Raw genomic sequence first — 18440 nt, forward strand, 5'->3', positions numbered from 1 at the left:
CCATGCAATTACATTTATACCAATACGCCCAACTGCTGAGCCTCCTGCTGGCCATCCTGTGCTACAGGGGGCTCATTCAATACAAGCTTTCCCCGTTCCTGCCCATGCTGGTGGTGGTTAACCTGATCGAGATCGCCGGCACCAATTACAAGCTGCTGGGTTGGATACCCTGGTTATCCAACCACGCGATCTATAACCTGAACCTCCTGCTGGAAACCCCGATGCGGTTATACCTGATGGGCGCCATGCTGCAACTGCGCAACAATGAGCGGCCTACCTTTACCGTGATCGCTTTCCTGTGCATGCTGGTGATCCTGCTGAATTACCTGTTCCTGCAGGGCCCCGCCGTTTTTAATACTTTTTCTTTAATATTGATCCAGATCGTCACCATTGTGCTCTCCTGCTTTACCCTGCTGCGGCTGGCCCTGCGGGAGGAAGCGGGAGCGAGCCTGTGGAAAGATCCTTATTTCTGGATCAATGCCGGGCTCCTGCTTTTCGCCCTGATCACGCTGGTGATCCTGGGCCTGCAGCAATACCTGCAGGATCACCGGGTGATGTTATGGAAAAAAAGTTTGTACAAGGCTATCATGCCGGTTCCCAATATCATGTTATACCTGGCTTACAGTTACGCTTTTATTTTATGCAAGATACCCAGATCCAGATAGTCGTTATCATTATCGCCATTACAGTGGTACTGTTGTTCATCGGCATCCTCTTCCTGGTGATGATCTGGTCGTATAACAACAAGAAGCTGCAGATGGCGCGTGAAAAGCAGCAAATACAGGATGCTTTTGAAAAACAGTTGTTACAGTCGAAGCTGGAGATCCAGGAAGAGATATTTAACGACATCAGCCAGGAGATACACGATAATGTAGGGCAGTTGCTCAGCTTTGCAAAGGTGCAGCTCAACATCATTGAACAACAGTCCGCCCGTGGCCGGGAAGACCTGAAAGCCGTGAAAGAGACCATCGGCAGCGCATTCACCGCCCTGCGGAGCCTTGCCAAAAGCCTGAGCAGCGACCGGGTACAGGCGTTTGCCCTCACGGATAATATCCGGGAGGAAGTGCGACGGATGCAGCGCGCCGGGGTAGACATCGTTTTTAACATCGGCTCCGGGGAGCGACCCGTTAACCAGCAGTCAAAATTGCTGCTGTTCCGGATGATCCAGGAAGCGCTGCAGAACATCCTGAAACATGCCAGGGCCACACAGGTGGTCATTGACCTGCAATACCAGCCGGAAACGCTGCAGGTCACCGTGCATGATAACGGCGCCGGTTTTAATGTAGACCAGGAAATTGAAAAGAAGGACGGACTGGGCCTGCAGAACATTCTCAACAGGGCACGCCTGATCGGCGGTACGGCCACTATCAGCAGCAGCCCTGAGGAAGGAACATCCATTCACATAATTGTACCATATGCCTGACACAAGATATATCGCCATTGTGGACGATCACACGATGTTCAGGAAAGGACTGGCGGCGCTGGTCAATCTTTTCCCCCGTTATGAAGTATTGTTTCAAGCCTCCGACGGCCGTGAAATGATAGAACGGCTGAAGTACCAGCGCCTGCCGGATATTATCCTCCTGGATGTGACCATGCCCCGCATGGACGGGTATGAGGCGGCCGAATGGCTGCGCCAGCACCAGCCGGACATTCATGTACTGGCCCTTAGCACCATGGAATCGGAGATCGCTATCATCAAAATGATCCGCCATGGCGCCAAAGGATACATCCTGAAAGACGCCGAACCGGAGGAGCTGAAACTGGCGTTTGACGAAGTGTGCTCGCGCGGCTTCTTTTTTAACGACCTGGTGACCAGGAAAGTGATGCAGTCCATCAGTCAGCTCGTCAATGAAAACTCCCCCCTGCATGCATTGGTGAAACTGTCGCAACGGGAGCTGGAATTTATCCGGAGGGCCTGCAGTGAAAAGAGTTACCAGGAGATCGCCAAAGAGATGTTTGTAAGCGAAAGAACAGTGGATGGGTACCGCGAAGCGCTGTTCAGGAAACTGAATGTATCTACCCGGGTGGGGCTGGTGTTATATGCGGTAAAACACAACCTGGTGGTGATCTGAGGCAACCGCCTTTTTCCTCTTTGCGTAAAACATTTTCCCTATCTCGTAAACAACCTAAAGGCCGGTGGTTTACTTTCACCCGATTTCTGACAGGAAGTATATGGCAAACGTAAAGAACGTAAAACGCTGGTTCGTGGTCCACAAGTGGACCAGCCTCATTTGTACCCTCTTCCTCCTGATGCTGTGCCTGACCGGCCTGCCGCTGGTGTTCTACCATGAAATAGAGGAACTGCAGGGAAAAACGCATACCGCCCCGCCCATGCCGGAAAGCACGCCGCCGGCCAGCCTGGATGATATTATCCGCGCAGGTCAGCAAGAGCGGCCCAATGATGTGGTAAGGTATGTTTACTGGGACGAGGAGGAGCCCAACCTGGTGATATTAAACATGGCCGACTCCGTGAATGCCCCCCCGGACGTGTACAAGCTGGTAGTGCTGGATGCCCGCACGGCGAAAGTATTACAGGCGCCTCCGCCGGACAAGGGCTTCCTGTACATTATGCTGAAATTGCATACAGATATGTTTGCCGGGATCATCGGCAAGCTCTTCCTGGGATTGATGGGATTGTTGTTCGTAGCGGCCATTGTTTCCGGGGTGATGTTGTACGGGCCCATCATGCGGCGGTTCAACTTCGGCATGATTCGCCGGGACCGGTCCACGCGCCTGCGGTGGCTGGATATGCACAACCTGCTGGGCATTGTGACACTGGCCTGGGCGCTGGTAGTGGGGATCACGGGTGTGATCAATACCCTGTCCGATGTGATGCTGGTGATGTGGCAATCCGGGCAACTGGCGGAAATGGTAGCCCCCTATAAAGATAAACCTCCGGTCACTGGCGAGCTTAGCTCACTGGAATCCGCCATCCGGACCTCGCGTGCGGCAGCGCCGGGTATGCAGCCCAGCCTGGTGGCGTTTCCCGGCACTCCCTTTACCAGCCAGCATCACTATGCCGTGTTTATGAAAGGTACCACGCCTTTAACATCCCGGCTGGTAAAACCCGCCATGATAGATGCGCAGAGCGGGGCGCTGACGGATATGCGCAGCATGCCCTGGTATGTAAATACCCTGTTCATTGCAGAGCCGCTTCACTTCGGGGATTACGGCGGATTGCCGCTGAAGATCCTGTGGGCGCTGTTTGATATCGCTACGATCGTGGTGCTGATCAGCGGATTATACCTGTGGTTTGCCCGCCGCAAAGCATCTGAAGCCAGGATCAACCGGATATTGCAAAGCGAGGCTGTTACACAGGCCGCACTTTTAAACTAGCTTATGATGAAAAGCAATTTCTTTCAACTTTGGGGATGGCCCCTGGTAATGGCGGCACTAACGATCTTCGGGTTGCTGGCGGCGCTTACGGGCACCGGCATCTGGCACTGGCTCTCCTGGATAACATTAAGCATACCCGTTGTTACCATCGTCATTTTCCTGTTCAGGAAACAGGCCGTAAAGGCGTGATGAAATACGCAGCAAAAGCAGGTACGCAATAAAACAAGAAGGCAGGCCACCTACCAACTGACCTGCCGTTCTCTATAATCAAAAACCATTATTACATTGCTTTCTCCGGAGAAATAAAACTAGCAAATAAATCCGCCCTTTTCGTTAATCATTGGTGAACGGAGCAATTATTATTTTAAAATAGCTGCACGATCTTCACGGCCAGGTAACCCGAAAGTATGATGCCCAGCGGGGACAGGTACCACCTCAGGGTTTCGTTGGTGCCGCCGGCGCGGAGCGACTGCATCAGGATACTGACCATCTGCAGGTAGATATAGAGGATGAGCAGGATCACCAGGCCGGCTTTCTGGATCACGGAGGAGATGCCGCCCATCATGATGGTGCTGACCACCTCCTTGCCCAGCAGCAGCTTGGCGCTGATGAACAGCAGCACGTTCAGCGCGGAGAACGGTACCGCGCACAATCCGCCGGTGAGCAGCTCATCCCGGAAATGGGGCTTCCCCGACAGCAGCTTTATCCCAAAGGAACATAAGGAGATCCCCACCAGGAAAGCACCGCTGAAGATAGCCCCTTTCATCACGATAGAGAACCAGGGCAGATACGACCTGAACTCCGAAGGAATAGAGATGAACGTAAAGAACATGCACACCAGGGCCGCGGAAACTATCAGCACCAGGGCATGGAAATAGCTGCGGTCCGAGCGTTTCAGGAACAGGGCATGTATGCCTTCCACCGGGGTCAGGAATACCGTTTTTATAAGATCCAGCAGATCTTCCCGGTAAAAACGCTTTACTTCTTCTTTGCTGTCAAAGCGTACGGCTTGTATTTCTTCCATAACTGTATGTATTGTGTACTGCTAAGGAACATACATTTACAGGTGCGGACAAGCCATACTTATCAAGCGTTACCGTTCATTGATTAATTGCTGCAAATGGAGCAATAGGCGTGCTACAGCAGTGACTGTACCTTCTGCAGGAATCCTTCCTTGCGGCGGGCCGCCACGGGCAGCTCCAGCCCGTTCTGCAGCACCACGATCCCCCCTTTGCCCTTATGGTAGCGCCTTATGAAATTGAGATTGACCAGGTGGGACTGGTGGATGCGGTAAAAGTGATGGGACGCCAGCAGGTGCTCAAACTCCCCGATGGTTTTGGCTACCAGGAAGCTGTCGCCGTTCACCAGGTGGATGGTGGTATAATTCACATCGCTGTGGCAGCGCAGGATATCCGGTATATTGACCAGCTCAAAGCCGTGCATGGTGGGGATCATGATCTTTGCCAGCCCCTGGTTATGGAAGCGCATATTGCTGAACAGCAGCTCCAGCGAAGCCTTTTGCGGAGCGCGGGCAGCCAGGTTGGTTTTCTTTTGGATAGCGGCCACCAGCTCATCGGGATCTACCGGTTTCAGCAGGTAATCCAGCGCGCTGAACCGGATGGCCTGGAGCGCATGCTGCTCATAGGCCGTGGTAAAAATGACCGAGAAATCAGGGTCCGGGAACTGCTCCAGCAGCTCAAAGCCGGTGGCGGCGCCCAGGTGTATGTCCAGCAACACGAGATCGGGCTTTGTATCCCGGATCAGGGCCAGGCCGGCTGCTGCGTCCAATGCATGGCCGGCAAGCGTTACCCCGGCGGCGCAGTAATGCGCCAGCAGGTCGGCCAGGCGCTCCGCTGCGTGGATCTCATCATCTATAATAACTGCCCGTATCATGATTCTTCTGTGATCAAAGGTAAAGTAAGCTGTACGCCCACGCCTGGTTCCAGGTCATATACCAGCAGGGCCGCATGCCCGTTCTCCCTTTCACTGTTCAGCAGCCGGAGCCGCTCCCGGGTGATCTGCAGGCCGTATGACCTCCGGCCCGGGTTTTCCTTCACCTGCCTGCCTGCGCCATTGTCCTCGATAGAGCAGCACAGGACATCCCCCTTTGCTGTTATCTGCAGGCGTACATAGCCGGCAGTTGCAGACCTGGACAGGCCATGCCAGATACTGTTCTCCACAAAAGGCTGGAAGATGAGCGGCGGTATAAAGGTATGGCCCGTGGCCAACTGCGGATCTACCGCAACAATATAATCAAACTTGCGGACCATGCGCATCTGCTCCAGTTGCACGTACAGGGAAAGGGTTTCCAGCTCGTCCTTCAGCGGGATCAGCTTTTCCCCGGAAAACTCCAGGATGCTGCGCATCAGCCTGGCGAACTTGGACAGGTAGTAGTCTGCCTGGCGGGTGTCGTGGTTCAGCAGGTACCGGCTGATGGCATTCAGGCTGTTGAAAATAAAGTGCGGGTTCATCTGCAGGCGCAGCACCTTCATTTCTGACTCACTGATAGCCGCTTTTAATAGCAGCTCTGACCTGGCCTGCCGGTAATCCCGTCTTTTCTTGTAGATGAAAAAAGCGCCGCCGCCTGCCAGCAAAAGCAGCGCAGCGGCCGCGAGCGTGATGTGCTGCCTGCTCTTTTGCTGCTGCAGGGCCAGTTGGTGCTGCAGCTCCTTTTTGTCGGCCTCGAACTGCATTTCCTGTTTCAGGAAAGCGATCTTGCTGTCCTCACCCAGCACGGTATCCCTGAGCTGTACATACTGCCGGTGCAGTTCCAGCGCCTGCCGGTACTGGTGCTGGCCTTGCCGGATATCGGCCAGGAAGCCGGTGAGCTGCATTTCTCTTTCTTTAAGACGGCTGTCCCTCGCATAAGCCAGTGCCTTGCCGGCCAGCGCGTAGGCGGCTTCCGTACGCCCGTTCCTGTTATATCCCGCTGCTGCCAGCGCAGTATCGGGGCAATGCATAATCGCTGCCGCCCAGGTGGCGTACAGGGCGCACCGGGCATTGGCGTCGGGCGCCTGCAGCAGGATGCTGTCCGCCATCCTGAAGCAATTGAAAGCAGCGCCGTACTGCTGCATAGCGCTGTAGGCGGTGCCCATACCGGTGAGGTTGCGGGCAATGCCCCGGCTGTATCCTGCCTGCCGGTCTGTAGCCAGCGCCTGCCGGAAAAGCGACAGCGCCTCCTTGTGACGGCCCTGCTCATCGTACAGGGTGGCCATATTGGCCTGCAGGTTGCTCCGGGCAATGTTGCTCCCTTCCGGGCCGTAGCCCTCCAGCGCTTCGCCGTAATATTGCAGGGCCTTGTCCGGCTGCCCCATTTTCTTGTACACCAGCCCGATGTTCTCCAGCGCGGTTAAGGCCGCAGCAGTATTGCCTGCCGCAGGCGCCGCCTGCCTGGCCTGCTGGAAATAACGGAGCGCACGCGGGTAGTCTGCCAACTGCAGGTAAATAGCGCCGGTGCTGTTCAGGGAGAGGCTCAGGCGCCGCTTGTCATCCTGGCCGGCCAGCAACGTGTTCACCCGCTGCCGGATGGACAGCGCCTGGCTGTAGTTGCCCCGGTCGCAATACAGGATGGACAGGTTGTGCATAGCGCTTATCTCGCTGGTGACATATTTCCCTTTACGGGCCAGGGCAATGGCTTTTTCATACCAGGTGATGGCCAGGGAATCGCGGCCCATGCGCTGGTAGTTCAGTGCCTTATAGTTGAAAGCGGTGGCCAGTGGCCGGAATTGATACCGCTGCGAGGCCAGGCGGATGGCCTTCTCTGCATACTGCAGGCCGGTGGCGGGGTGGGAGGATGCGTAATAGTAAGCAAGGTCTGTCAGCAATGCCAGGCGCTGGCTGTCCGGCAGGCCGGGCTGCTGCAGCCGCCCTTCCAGGGAATCTGTAACCGCCTGCTGTGCATATACACCGGAAAAGCTGATCAGCAAACACAAAAGAAAGCTCAGGTAAGGCATAAGGAGGGGAACTTGCTCCCGCTAAAGATACACAAAAACGGAAAATGGGCAGGGGGGGATACCCCCTCCCCATCCTTAACATTTCCTTAATCCACCCTTAACCTCTCCCTAACACCCGACCACGATATTCGGGGTACAAAACCCTGATCCATGCAAAAAGTCATCACCGTTACGATAGACCTGGAAAGATTGCAGGAAGCCGGTCAGCAGGAAAACGGCCATTCCACCTCCTTCGCAAACGAGTTACCTGAAATAAACCAGTGGCTGGAAGAAGGCTGGATGATAGAAGAATGGGAAAACCTGAGCGCCAACGCTGTGAATGGCAGCATTACCCTGCTGTTCATCCTGACCGATGAACTGCTGTACGATATGCCCGAAACCGCCGACGAAGAAGACAGCGAGTTTCAACTGGAAGAAGAGCAGGAGGAAGAATAATCTGACCTATGCCCTTTACCTCCGGTCCCGAGCCCCTTTTTGTTTGTTTTTTGCTATGTTAACCAGGAAGGGAAGGTTCTCCTTCCTTTTTTGTTTTTACCTACCTTTACACCACGCCGATACAGTGCGTGGCACCGGATTAGTTTTACCTGTGTAATATTTCACAACATCAATACTATTCTGTTTTTGAACTATGGGAACATCAATTACATGCCCCAATTGCAAACACCAGTTTGTGATGGAAGATGCTTTTGCTGCTGACATTGAAAAAGAAATGCGGGGAAAACTGGAGTCGGAATGGCGCAAACGGATGGATGTTTTGCAGACCGAAAAACAACAGTTGGCCCAGCAGCGCCAGCTCGTAGAGCAGCAAAGGCAGGCACAGGAAGAGGAGCTGAGCAAACGCCTGCTGCTGGAAAAGGAAAAAATGCAGGAAACCCTGGCGGAGCATATACGCCGGCAGATGGCGGCCGATTTCGAGAACCAACTACGCATGCTGCAGCAGACCAACCACGAACAGGAAGAACGCCTGAAAGCAGCCCGCCAGCAGGAGCTGGAATTCCTGCGAAAAGAACAGGAGCTGCGCAACCGGGAAGAAGAGATGGAAATAGCCATGCACAAAAAAGTGCTGGAAGCCCGCAACCAGCTCACTGAAGTGATACGCAAGGAGGAAGCCGAGCGCAGCCAGCTCCGGGAAACGGAGTTCCAACTGCGCATGCGGGAAATGGAAAAACAACTGGAAGACCAGCGCAAACTGGCGGAAGAAATGAAACGCCGCGCAGAACAGGGCTCCACCCAATTGCAGGGAGAGATCCAGGAACTGGTGCTGGAAGAAATGCTGCAACAGGCCTTCCCCTTTGATACCATCACAGAAGTAGGCAAAGGCATCCGGGGCGCGGACTGCATACAGACCATCCGCAACCAGTTTGGCCAGGAATGCGGCAAGATCATCTATGAAAGCAAACGCACCAAGGATTTCTCCCGCGACTGGGTGGAAAAGCTGAAAGCCGACATGCGCAGCCAGGGTGCGGACGTAGCCATACTGGTAACACAGGCCATGCCCAAAGACATGGACCGCTTTGGCGAGCGCGATGGTATCTGGATCTGCTCCTTTGCCGAGGTAAAAGCGCTGGCCCTGGTGCTGCGCGACGGAGTGATCAGGATTGCCGGCGCGCTGAAAAGCCAGGAGAACAAAGGCGATAAAATGCATATGCTCTATAATTACCTCACCAGCAGCGAGTTTGCCGAGCAGTGGAAAGCCATCCGGGAAGGGTTCCTGGCCATGAAGCTATCCATACAGAAAGAGCGGGAAGCCATGGAAAAGCTCTGGAAGGCCCGTGAAAAACAACTGGAAAAAGTGTTGCTGAATGCCGCACATATCAAGGGCTCCGTGGAAGGCATTGCCGGCAGCGACTCCGTAGACCTGAAGCTGCTGGAAGATGCGGCGGACGAGCTGCTGCCCGGCCCCTCCGATAACGGTCCCCTGTTTGACAAATAAGGATTTTATAAGATTTGTCTATCTTTAATCCATGCAAAACGGTAAAAAGCAATATACCACCATCATATTTGACCTGGGCGCCGTGCTGATAGACTGGAACCCGCGCTATCTCTACAACAAGATATTTGCAACACCGGCAGAAACGGAGCATTTCCTGGGGCATATCTGCACCGCGGACTGGAATGAAGAACAGGATGCGGGCAGAACCCTGCAGGAAGCCACCGAACTGCTGGTGGAGCAGCATCCCTCCTATGAAGCACAGATCCGCGCCTACTACGGGCGCTGGAAGGAAATGCTGGGAGGCCCCATCCCTGAAAGTGTTGCTATATTACAACAGTTGAAGGACAGCCAGCGCTACAAATTATACGCACTAACGAACTGGTCCAGCGAAACCTTTCCCATTGCGCTGGTATCCTATCCTTTTTTACAGTGGTTTGACGGCATCCTGGTATCCGGCCGCGAAAAAATGCGCAAGCCGCAGGCCTGCTTCTATGAGCTGCTGCTGGACCGCTACGGCGTAAATGCCGCCGAAGCCCTGTTCATTGACGATAACCTCCGCAACGTAACCGCCGCTGAAGCCTGCGGTATAGAAAGCCATCATTTTACCTCCCCGGCAGGATTAAGGCAAATATTGGCCGAAAAATCCCTGTTAAGTTAGTTCCATTTATTCCTTCATATGTAAGCCCGTGGTTAGCGATCCTTTAACAAAATTTTAGGTAAACATTAACATTTGCCCGATAAACCTTTGTAACAACGGGGCCTCTAAAGCGTTGAACGTTAAATGCTTAATCAGTGTTATAATGTTCAGCTATTGACCTGTACGCGTAACTACGTTGGCATATTTAGTGTACGACAAACCTGGAGAAGAAGCACTTTAAACACAAGATCTGTAAACAAATTAAATACGTGTGCATATGAAACCGAGCTTAAACATTTTTTCTCTGAAAGGAACTATTAATGGGAGGTTCCGTGCGGCCTCCGAAAAAGAAAAATATGTGCGAATGAAACGGAGTATGATTCAATTCGTAAGAAAAACGGGCATGATGCTGGCCGTAGCAGGCGCCGCCGTACTGGTGCTGAACAGTTGCAGCAAAGATCCGCTGAACGACATGACCGACGAGGAATCCCGTATCTACGTAACCAACAGGGATACGACCGCCAACTTCGCCAGCTATAATACCTTCAGCATTGTGGACTCCGTGGCCGTGGCCAGCAACGGGGACACCGCCAAAAGGGCGCTGACGGAGTATGACCGGCAACTGATAGACGCCGTTAAATCCGCCATGCAGGCCAGGGGTTACACAGAGGTAGACAGGGCGGCCAAGCCGGACCTGGCCATCAACCTGACCCGTATTGATGAGTCTTACGCCAACACCTATTACAACCCGGGATACTGGGCCGGCTGGGGCGGCTACTGGGATCCCTGGTACTGGGGCTACCCGGGTTACGGCTACTACTTCCCCACCTACTACACGGTGTACTACCAGGAAAGGGCGGTATCCATTGACCTGCTGGACCTGAAGAACGCAGATGCCGACAAGCAGATCGATGCTATATGGAACGCCATGTTCAGAGGCGCCGGCGTATGGAACAGCAGCAACATCAACAGTATGGTCACCGCCGTATTTGACCAGTCACCTTACCTTCAGCAGTAAGCAGTATTTCACTTAAAAAACTGACGAAAATGAAACGGATCATCAACATAAAGATTTGGATATTGGCAATAGCAGGGTGCCTGGGTGTGCAAGCTGCATCTGCACAGGTGCGCCCTCCTTTCTCCTTTAATGTGAATTATTCCATTGCCGCCCCGATGGGCTCTTTAAGCGACTACAGCGGCAAGGCCAGCTTCCGCGGCTGGCAGGCCGGGCTGCAATACATGCTGAACGACCAGTTGGGCATAGGCCTGAAAACAGGGTTCCAGGACTTTTATGAAAGATTGCCCCGGGCGGTATACCCGACCAAGTCCGGCGATATTTCTGCAGTGCAAACCCGTACCTTTCAGGTAATACCTGCATTGGCTACCGTGCAATACCAGTTCACCAAGCCGGATGCGCCGGTAATACCCTATGGGTCCCTGGGCATTGGCGCCGCCAACATGAACTATGAGAAATACTGGGGCATGTTCGTGGACAAGGACAATAGCTGGGCATTTATGCTAAGCCCGGAAATAGGGGTGAATATACCATTTGGCAAGGCTTCACCGTTATTATTGAACATCAGTGCGCAGTATAGCTACTCACCTTACGAATTAGCCGAAATCACCAGCTTTAATACTATCCAGGGAAATATAGGATTGCGTTGGCATATTGACTAAAGTTTGTCCATATTCTAGGGAAGCTGTAAAAGTGAGGCCCTGTTCCGGCGATGCCGGGACGGGGCTTTTTCGCGGCTATTAGCTGCTTAAACCCCTCCGTGTACCGTTCCCGGGTATTCCCCTCCCTGTCCTTATAAATAAAATACGCCTCCAGGCCGTATTGGGGGTGCGACTGTATAAAGGCCAGCGCCTTCTCCACACCCATGAGTATGAGCGCATTGTCAAACCCGTCGGCAGTGATACAATCCCTGGCGATCACCGTTACGCTGATGATATTATTATGCAGGGCCTGCCCGCTGTGCGGATCGATGGTATGGGCAAAGCGGGTGCCGCCCTGGTCAAAGAAACGGCGGTAGTTGCCGCTGGTAGCAATGGCCCTGTCCTGCAGCGGCAATACAGCGGGTACCGGCTCATTCCCCTGGTCCGTGGCCGGCCGTTCGATGCCCACGCTCCAGGTGCGGCGCCGGTCATTATGCCCCCTGGCCCGCAGCTCCCCGCCTACATCTACCAGGTAGTTGTCAATCCCCTGCTGTTCCAGGAAGCGGGCCAGCACATCCACCGTATAGCCCTGTGCGATACCGTTACAGTCTATTTCCACGCCGGGCCTGCGCTTCCGCAGCCGCCTGCCTTTGACCTGCAGGTAATGGTAGCCGGTACGTTGCAGGCGCTGCTGCAGGGTATCTGCCGGGGGCACGCCCTGCCAGGCCGGGCGCACCACGCCAAAGCCCCAGGCATCCACCAGCGGTTTTACCGTGATGTCAAAAGCGCCGCCAGTGGCTTTGCTGACCTGCAATGCCCGTGTTACCACCGCCTGCATATGGGCATCCATCTGCACCTGCGTGCCGGCATTGAAACGGTTGATAAGCGAACCGGGCCGGTACAGGGAGAGGGACTGATCAATGACATTGAAAATGGAATCGATACGGGGCTGCAGGGTGGCGGTATCCGTATGCAGGTACTTGATAATGTAATAAGTGCCCTGGGCCTTTCCTTCACATACGGTAAGATGCTGGGCACGGGCACTCACAGTAAAGCATACACTTAGCAAAAAAACAATCGTCTTTCTTCCCACTTCATACTTCATACTTCTTACTTCATACTTCGCGTTAATGGAATGCATCTATGCCGGTAATATCCTGGCCGGTGATAAGGAGGTGTATCTCGTGGGTGCCTTCATAGGTGATCACGCTTTCCAGGTTCATCATGTGCCGCATAACGGGAAACTCGCCGGTAATGCCCATGCCGCCCAGTATCTGCCGGGCGTCCCGCGCTATTTTGGTAGCCATGTCGCAGGCATTGCGCTTGGCCATGGATACCTGCGCCGGGGTGGCCTTCCCTTCATTTTTCAGTACGCCCAGCCGCCAGTTGAGTAACTGCGCCTTGGTGATCTCGGTGATCATTTCCGCCAGCTTTTTCTGGGTAAGCTGGAAACCGGCGATGGACTTGCCGAACTGCTTTCTCTCCTTTGCATAGCGCAGGGCCGTATCATAACAGTCCATGGCAGCACCTACCACGCCCCAGGCAATACCGTAGCGGGCAGAGGACAGGCAACTGAGCGGCCCTTTGAGCCCGCGTGCGCCGGGCAGGATGTTGGCCTTGGGCACCCGCACGTTATCAAACACCAGCTCGCCGGTAGCGCTGGCCCGCAGGCTCCACTTGCCCTTGGTTTCCGGCGTGGAAAACCCTTCCATGCCCCTTTCCACGATCAGGCCGTGCATGCCGCCCTGCTCGTTCTTAGCCCACACAACGGCGATGTCCGCAAAAGGCGCATTGGAGATCCACATTTTAGAGCCGTTCAGTATCACATGGTCTCCGTCGTCCTTATAACGGCTAAGCATCCCCGCCGGGTCGGAGCCGTGGTTAGGCTCTGTAAGCCCGAAACAGCCCATCAGCTCGCCGGTAGCGAGGCGGGGCAGGTATTTCCGTTTCTGTTCTTCGCTGCCAAAAGTATAAATGGGGTACATCACCAGCGATCCCTGCACGGAGGCGGTAGAGCGCACGCCGCTGTCGCCCCGCTCCAGTTCCTGCATCATCAGGCCGTAGGCAATGTGGTCCAGTCCGCCGCCGCCGTACTCCGCCGGTATGGTGGGACCAAAGCAGCCCAGCTCCCCGAGCCCCTTAATGATCTGGGTGGGAAAGGCCGCCTGCTGGCAATAATCTTCTATAACTGGTGATATTTCCTTTTTCACCCACTGGCGCACGGCATCGCGCACCAGCCGGTGCTCTTCGGTCAACAAATCGTCGAGTAAATAATAATCCGGTGACCGGAATAGATCTTTCCCCATGCTGGCCATGTTTTACCAGCAATATAATGATTTACAATTTTAGATGTACCTTACGCGCAAAATAAGGAAGCTATGGCAAGTAAAGTATTCCCGGCAATGCTCTTAACGGGGTTCCTTATCCTGCTGATCGTCTCTTTTAAGCCGACCCTCATCCCCTCCGCCCGCACTACTAACACTGCCGACACTACGAAAGTAGTCATGAAGCAGTACTGGATGGTGTTGCTCCGGAAAGGCCCGCAACGCAACCAGGACAGTGCGGCGGCTGCGCTGATACAACAGCGGCACATCGCCAATATTGAACGGCTGGCCCGGTCCGGGCAACTAGTGGTAGCCGGCCCCTTCGGAGATGATGGCGACCTGCGGGGCATCTTCATCCTGGACTGCCCGGACAGCGCCACGGCAGCCAGCCTGGTAAAAACGGACACCGCCATCATTACCGGCCGCCTCAGCTTTGAAATAAAGCCCTGGTGGACCGCCAGGAACTGCGTGTTTAAATAAACTGCTCCCCTTCCACCTTCCCCTGCATATTTACCCATTATACTTTCTTCTCGCTTCAAGATGAGTTTGCGGGTATTTGCAGGCTTTTTACTATTAACTGCACCTTTTTGCTTGTTTTTTTGCGGGTTTGTGCCGATATTAACAGTAACCAATTTCTATTTCGCTTTTTTGTCATGCTGAAAAAAGAACGGCAAGCCTATATCCTTCACCAGGTGAACCTGCATAACCGGGTACTGTCCGCGGACCTTAGCCAGGAGATCAAGGTATCGGAAGACACCATCCGGCGGGACCTGGCGGAGCTGGCCGACCAGGGCAAGATCGTAAAAGTGCACGGGGGCGCGCTGTCCCAGGGATACCACTTTTCGCTGAACGCCCAGCAGGTATACTCGCTGGACGAAAAGAAGATCATTGCGCAGAAGGCCGCCAGCCTGGTACAGGACGGCATGTTTGTACTCACCACGGGAGGCACCACCATTATTGAGCTGGCCAGGGCATTACCGCCCGGGCTGAAAGCCACTTTCTTTACGGGCAGCCTGACCGCTGCGCTGGAATACATGCGGCATCCCAGCATAGAGATCATCCTGATCGGCGACAGGCTGTCCAAGAATGCGCAGCTTACCGTTGGTGGCGAAGCGCAGGCCAGGATAAGGCAGGTCAAGGCGGACCTCTGCTTCCTGGGCACCAATGCTATTGACACCACGCACGGCCTTACGGAAAACGACTGGGAAGTGATGCAGATCAAAAAAGCGATGGTGAGCTCTGCACAGAAAGTGGTATCCCTCACCATTTCGGAGAAGGTGAACACGGCGCAGCGCATACAGGTGTGCGACATTCATGACATTCATACACTGGTCACGGAGTTATCTCCCGACGACCCGCTATTAAAGAACTATATCAGGGAGGGACTGGAAGTGCTATAATGCGCGGATATGCTGATAATGGATACAGCAATTTTTTCTATAAGTGGTTTTCACCGTACTGTTCTTTCACACTAAAAACTTGTTTATGACCAACTTGTTATTTTTAACACGCAGACAGTGGCGTTTGCTCTGCCTGCTCCTGCTCACCGGTTTCAGCGCCATGAGTGCTGCGGCCCAGGTGCGTATAGCCGGCAAGGTGACCAGCCAGGACGGCAATGGCATACCGGGCATTACCGTGCAGGTAAAAAATACGACCTACGGCGCTGTAACAGACCCGGACGGCACCTACAGCTTTAACGCTAACCTGCAGCCAGGCCCTTATACCATCAAATTTTCCGGCGTAGGCTTTGCCACCCGCGAGCAGGCGCTGCAGATAGGCGATGCCGGCACCTATACGGTTATTACGCAACTGTCTGAAGACGCCCTGGGACTGGATGAAGTGGTGGTGACCGGCACCACCGAAGGCACTACCCGCAAGCAACTGGGTAATTATATCGCCACCGTAAAGGCCGACCAACTGACCAAAGGCGCTACCGGCAACGCGCTGGCCGCGCTGCAGGGCAAGACCGCCGGCGCCCAGATATCACAGAACTCCGGCGACCCGGCCGGCGGCATATCCGTAAGGCTGAGAGGTATCAGCACCATATCCGGCTCCTCTGAGCCGCTGTACATCGTGGATGGTATTATTGTGAACAATGCTACCAACCGCGTGACCAACACAGCCGGCACCTACGATGGCTCCAACTTCATCGGCACCATCGGGCAGAACAGGATGGTGGACATCAATCCTGCCGACATTGACCATATAGAAGTGCTGAACGGCGCAGCGGCCGCCGCCATCTACGGTTCCCGCGCCAATGCGGGCGTAGTGCAGATCTTTACCAAAAGAGGCAGCACCGGCGCACCGGAGGTGAACTTTTCCACCAACTTCATGGTAAGCCAGTTGCGCAAGAAGCTGGACGTGAACCAGGCCCCGGTGAAATTTGGCCCGGAGTCCATTACGCAGGATATACTGGTGACCTCCCTGACCGAGACCACCCCCGTAAAACGGTATGACTACCAGGACTATATTTTCCGCACGGGCGTTGGCACGGACAACAACGTATCTGTAAGCGGCGGCAGGGACAAAACAAGATACTACGCCTCCGCCTCCTACTTCTACAACCAGGGCATTATCCAGAATACAGACTTCCAGCGCTACAGCTTCCGCATGAACCTGGACCAGCAGATGACCGACTGGCTCAGCTTCACCGCCGGCGTGAATTATGTAAACAGCTCGGCCAATGAGAAACCGGACGGCAACTCCTTCTTCTCTCCCATGAATTCCGTGACCATCATCGGCAACATCCACGACATCTACGCGCGTGATGCGGCCGGCAACCTGCAGGCAGTTGGCGAAAGAGGCAGGGTGAACCCGGTATCCGTGATAGAGGATTTCAAGCAGAAGCAGCAGACCAGCCGCGTGCTGGCCAACGTGGGCCTCAAGGCATACCCGGTAAAGAACCTGACCCTGAGCTATAACCTGGGTATTGACAATTACAGCCAGCGGGGCAACACCTTCATGCCGCCCTATGCCTACAATGTAAGCACCGCCTTCTTTGGCGGCGGCTCCAGCCTGGACGGAGCTCAGAACGGGTATGCCAGCTCCGCCACCAACAACTTTTTCCAGATCAACCACGACCTGAGCGCCAACTATAAATGGAACATTTCCGATCACCTGAACGCCACTACACAGTTAGGCTACTCCCTGCAGTATGAGAGGAACAACTACCTGCTTACCCAGGGCAGGGGCCTGGCGCCCTTTGTAGAGGCGGTGAACAGCGCTGCCACACCGCTGCCCACTGCAGACAGCCGCAGCGAGATCTCCATTTCCGGGGTATACCTGCAGCAAAGCTTCGGCTACAGGAACCAGCTGTTCCTGACCGGCGCCCTGCGCATGGACGGCTCTTCCGTATTCGGGGAGGACGAACGCAACCAGTTGTATGTAAAGGCCAGCGGCAGCTACGTATTATCCGAAGCGGAGTTCTGGAAAGATGCCGCAGTGAGCAACTGGTGGAACCTGCTGAAAGTAAGGGCCGCCTACGGGCAATCCGGTAACCTGACCGGCATTGGCGCATATGACCGCTTTAACTCCTACACGCCCAATGCCTTCAATTCCAAAACTTCTTTTGCAGGCAGCTCCATACTGGCTAACGAGGACATTGCGCCTGAACGCCAGCAGGAAACCGAGTTCGGCGCAGACCTGGCCTTTTTGCAAAACCGTATAGGCCTGCAGGTGAACTATTATATCAAGCGGGTAGACGACCTGCTGCTGGACCGCGTGATTGCGCCCACGGTAGGTTATTCCAGCTACCGGAACAACATCGGGTCACTGGAGAACAAGGGGATTGAAGTAGTGCTGAACCTGGTGCCGGTACAAAGCAAGCATTTCCGCTGGGATGTGACCGGCATCTTTAACCGCAACCGCAACAAGGCCCTGAAAATAGGCCAGTCCCTGATCCTGTACAATACCAACGGCGGTGCGCCCGTAGCCATCCTGGAAGGGCAGCCCATCGGCGTGTTCTATGGCACCTTCTTTGCCCGGGACGCTAATGGCAATGACATCAAGAATGCGGCCGGCATCCCGCAACAGGAAAAAGGCGTGCAGAACGGTCCTTTATCGTATACCCCCCAGCGTGATGCCAACGGGCTGCCGACCGGCACCACCCTGCGGAAGATCATCGGCGATCCCAACCCGGATTATACCGCCACCCTGGTGAATGAGCTGAGCTACAAAAAATTCAACCTGCGCGTACAGTTGGACGCCGTACAGGGGAACGACGTATTTAACGCGGACTTCCGTACCCGCCAGGGCGTGGGCAACGGCAAGGTGGCCGAACAGGAGTACCTGGGCCAACTGCCCCGCGGCTACATAGCCGGTGTGTACGCTACGGAGGAATGGCGTATAGACGACGGCTCCTTTGTAAAGCTGCGCGAAGTATACCTGGGCTATAACGTAGGCCGCATCAAGGGATTCCGGGACCTGACCGTGAGCGTAAGCGGCCGCAACCTGGTATCATGGGACAATTACAAAGGCTATGATCCCGAGGTGAATGCAGCAGGACAAAGCACGGTGCTGCGCGGCATTGACTTTGGCGCCGTACCGGTGCCGAGAACATTCAGCGTGGGCATGTCTGCAAAATTCTAACCTTTTAAAAA

General features: G+C 54.6%; 18 protein-coding genes. 13 read left to right on the forward strand and 5 right to left on the reverse strand.

Going from position 1 to position 18440, the window contains the following annotated elements; all coding sequences use genetic code 11:
• Positions 1–2 precede the first annotated feature (2 nt).
• From LX66_RS26230 to LX66_RS26250, 5 genes are all read left to right on the forward strand, one after another.
• Positions 3–665 carry a hypothetical protein gene (locus LX66_RS26230; protein WP_145719059.1) on the forward strand — a complete coding sequence of 221 codons (663 nt, stop codon included), beginning with the start codon at positions 3–5 and terminating at the stop codon, positions 663–665.
• Positions 641–1423 carry a sensor histidine kinase gene (locus LX66_RS26235; protein ID WP_158642770.1) on the forward strand — a complete coding sequence of 261 codons (783 nt, stop codon included), beginning with the start codon at positions 641–643 and terminating at the stop codon, positions 1421–1423. Before LX66_RS26230 ends, LX66_RS26235 begins: the two co-directional genes overlap by 25 nt.
• A complete protein-coding gene (locus tag LX66_RS26240; protein WP_145719062.1) occupies positions 1416–2075 on the forward strand; it encodes a response regulator transcription factor in 660 nt (219 codons plus the stop codon). The genes LX66_RS26235 and LX66_RS26240 overlap by 8 nt, the downstream gene beginning before the upstream one ends.
• Before the next feature lie 100 nt (positions 2076–2175).
• Complete coding sequence (locus LX66_RS26245) at positions 2176–3339, forward strand: PepSY-associated TM helix domain-containing protein (RefSeq protein WP_145719064.1); 1164 nt, start codon at positions 2176–2178, stop codon at positions 3337–3339.
• Positions 3340–3342: 3 nt separating this feature from the next.
• The gene (locus tag LX66_RS26250; protein WP_211366582.1) at positions 3343–3528 is read left to right on the forward strand and encodes a hypothetical protein; all 186 of its coding nucleotides are present in this window, start codon (positions 3343–3345) and stop codon (positions 3526–3528) included.
• A 175-nt stretch (positions 3529–3703) separates the two neighbouring features.
• On the opposite strand, the gene LX66_RS26255 is transcribed toward LX66_RS26250, so the two are convergent.
• The 3 genes from LX66_RS26255 to LX66_RS26265 form a co-directional block, all read right to left on the reverse strand.
• Positions 3704–4363 carry a hypothetical protein gene (locus LX66_RS26255; protein WP_145719065.1) on the reverse strand — a complete coding sequence of 220 codons (660 nt, stop codon included), beginning with the start codon at positions 4361–4363 and terminating at the stop codon, positions 3704–3706.
• Positions 4364–4476: 113 nt separating this feature from the next.
• Entirely contained in the window at positions 4477–5232 is a 756-nt protein-coding gene (locus tag LX66_RS26260) for a LytR/AlgR family response regulator transcription factor (RefSeq protein WP_145719067.1), read from the reverse strand.
• Positions 5229–7292 carry a tetratricopeptide repeat-containing sensor histidine kinase gene (locus LX66_RS26265; RefSeq protein ID WP_145719069.1) on the reverse strand — a complete coding sequence of 688 codons (2064 nt, stop codon included), beginning with the start codon at positions 7290–7292 and terminating at the stop codon, positions 5229–5231. The genes LX66_RS26260 and LX66_RS26265 overlap by 4 nt, the downstream gene beginning before the upstream one ends.
• Positions 7293–7442: 150 nt before the next feature.
• Here LX66_RS26265 and LX66_RS26270 point away from each other — a divergent pair, with 150 nt between their 5' ends.
• From LX66_RS26270 to LX66_RS26290, 5 genes are all read left to right on the forward strand, one after another.
• On the forward strand, positions 7443–7727 hold the full coding sequence (locus LX66_RS26270) for a hypothetical protein (protein WP_145719071.1): 285 nt from the start codon (positions 7443–7445) through the stop codon (positions 7725–7727).
• A 238-nt stretch (positions 7728–7965) separates the two neighbouring features.
• Positions 7966–9225 carry a DUF2130 domain-containing protein gene (locus LX66_RS26275; RefSeq protein ID WP_244620518.1) on the forward strand — a complete coding sequence of 420 codons (1260 nt, stop codon included), beginning with the start codon at positions 7966–7968 and terminating at the stop codon, positions 9223–9225.
• A 31-nt stretch (positions 9226–9256) separates the two neighbouring features.
• The gene (locus LX66_RS26280; RefSeq protein WP_145719076.1) at positions 9257–9883 is read left to right on the forward strand and encodes an HAD family hydrolase; all 627 of its coding nucleotides are present in this window, start codon (positions 9257–9259) and stop codon (positions 9881–9883) included.
• Positions 9884–10226: 343 nt separating this feature from the next.
• Entirely contained in the window at positions 10227–10880 is a 654-nt protein-coding gene (locus LX66_RS26285; RefSeq protein WP_244620519.1) for a DUF4136 domain-containing protein, read from the forward strand.
• A gap of 29 nt (positions 10881–10909) precedes the next feature.
• Positions 10910–11539 (forward strand): outer membrane beta-barrel protein, encoded by a 630-nt coding sequence (locus LX66_RS26290; RefSeq protein WP_145719078.1) that lies wholly within the window; start codon positions 10910–10912, stop codon positions 11537–11539.
• Here LX66_RS26290 and LX66_RS26295 read toward each other — a convergent pair.
• Positions 11499–12566 carry an FAD:protein FMN transferase gene (locus tag LX66_RS26295; protein ID WP_158642771.1) on the reverse strand — a complete coding sequence of 356 codons (1068 nt, stop codon included), beginning with the start codon at positions 12564–12566 and terminating at the stop codon, positions 11499–11501. The genes LX66_RS26290 and LX66_RS26295 overlap by 41 nt on opposite strands.
• Positions 12567–12645: 79 nt before the next feature.
• Positions 12646–13824 carry an acyl-CoA dehydrogenase family protein gene (locus LX66_RS26300; protein ID WP_145719082.1) on the reverse strand — a complete coding sequence of 393 codons (1179 nt, stop codon included), beginning with the start codon at positions 13822–13824 and terminating at the stop codon, positions 12646–12648.
• 72 nt (positions 13825–13896) lie between these two features.
• Here LX66_RS26300 and LX66_RS26305 point away from each other — a divergent pair, with 72 nt between their 5' ends.
• The 3 genes from LX66_RS26305 (at position 13897) to LX66_RS26315 (ending at position 18429) form a co-directional block, all read left to right on the forward strand.
• Positions 13897–14322, forward strand: coding sequence for a YciI family protein (locus LX66_RS26305; protein ID WP_145719084.1), 426 nt, complete (start codon positions 13897–13899; stop codon positions 14320–14322).
• A gap of 173 nt (positions 14323–14495) precedes the next feature.
• The gene (locus tag LX66_RS26310) at positions 14496–15242 is read left to right on the forward strand and encodes a DeoR/GlpR family DNA-binding transcription regulator (RefSeq protein WP_145719086.1); all 747 of its coding nucleotides are present in this window, start codon (positions 14496–14498) and stop codon (positions 15240–15242) included.
• 85 nt (positions 15243–15327) lie between these two features.
• Positions 15328–18429, forward strand: a complete 3102-nt coding sequence (locus LX66_RS26315) for a SusC/RagA family TonB-linked outer membrane protein (RefSeq protein ID WP_145719088.1) — start codon at positions 15328–15330, stop codon at positions 18427–18429.
• Positions 18430–18440: the final 11 nt, after the last annotated feature.

It is taken from the genome of Chitinophaga japonensis (genome assembly GCF_007830125.1).
Taxonomy (GTDB): domain Bacteria; phylum Bacteroidota; class Bacteroidia; order Chitinophagales; family Chitinophagaceae; genus Chitinophaga; species Chitinophaga japonensis.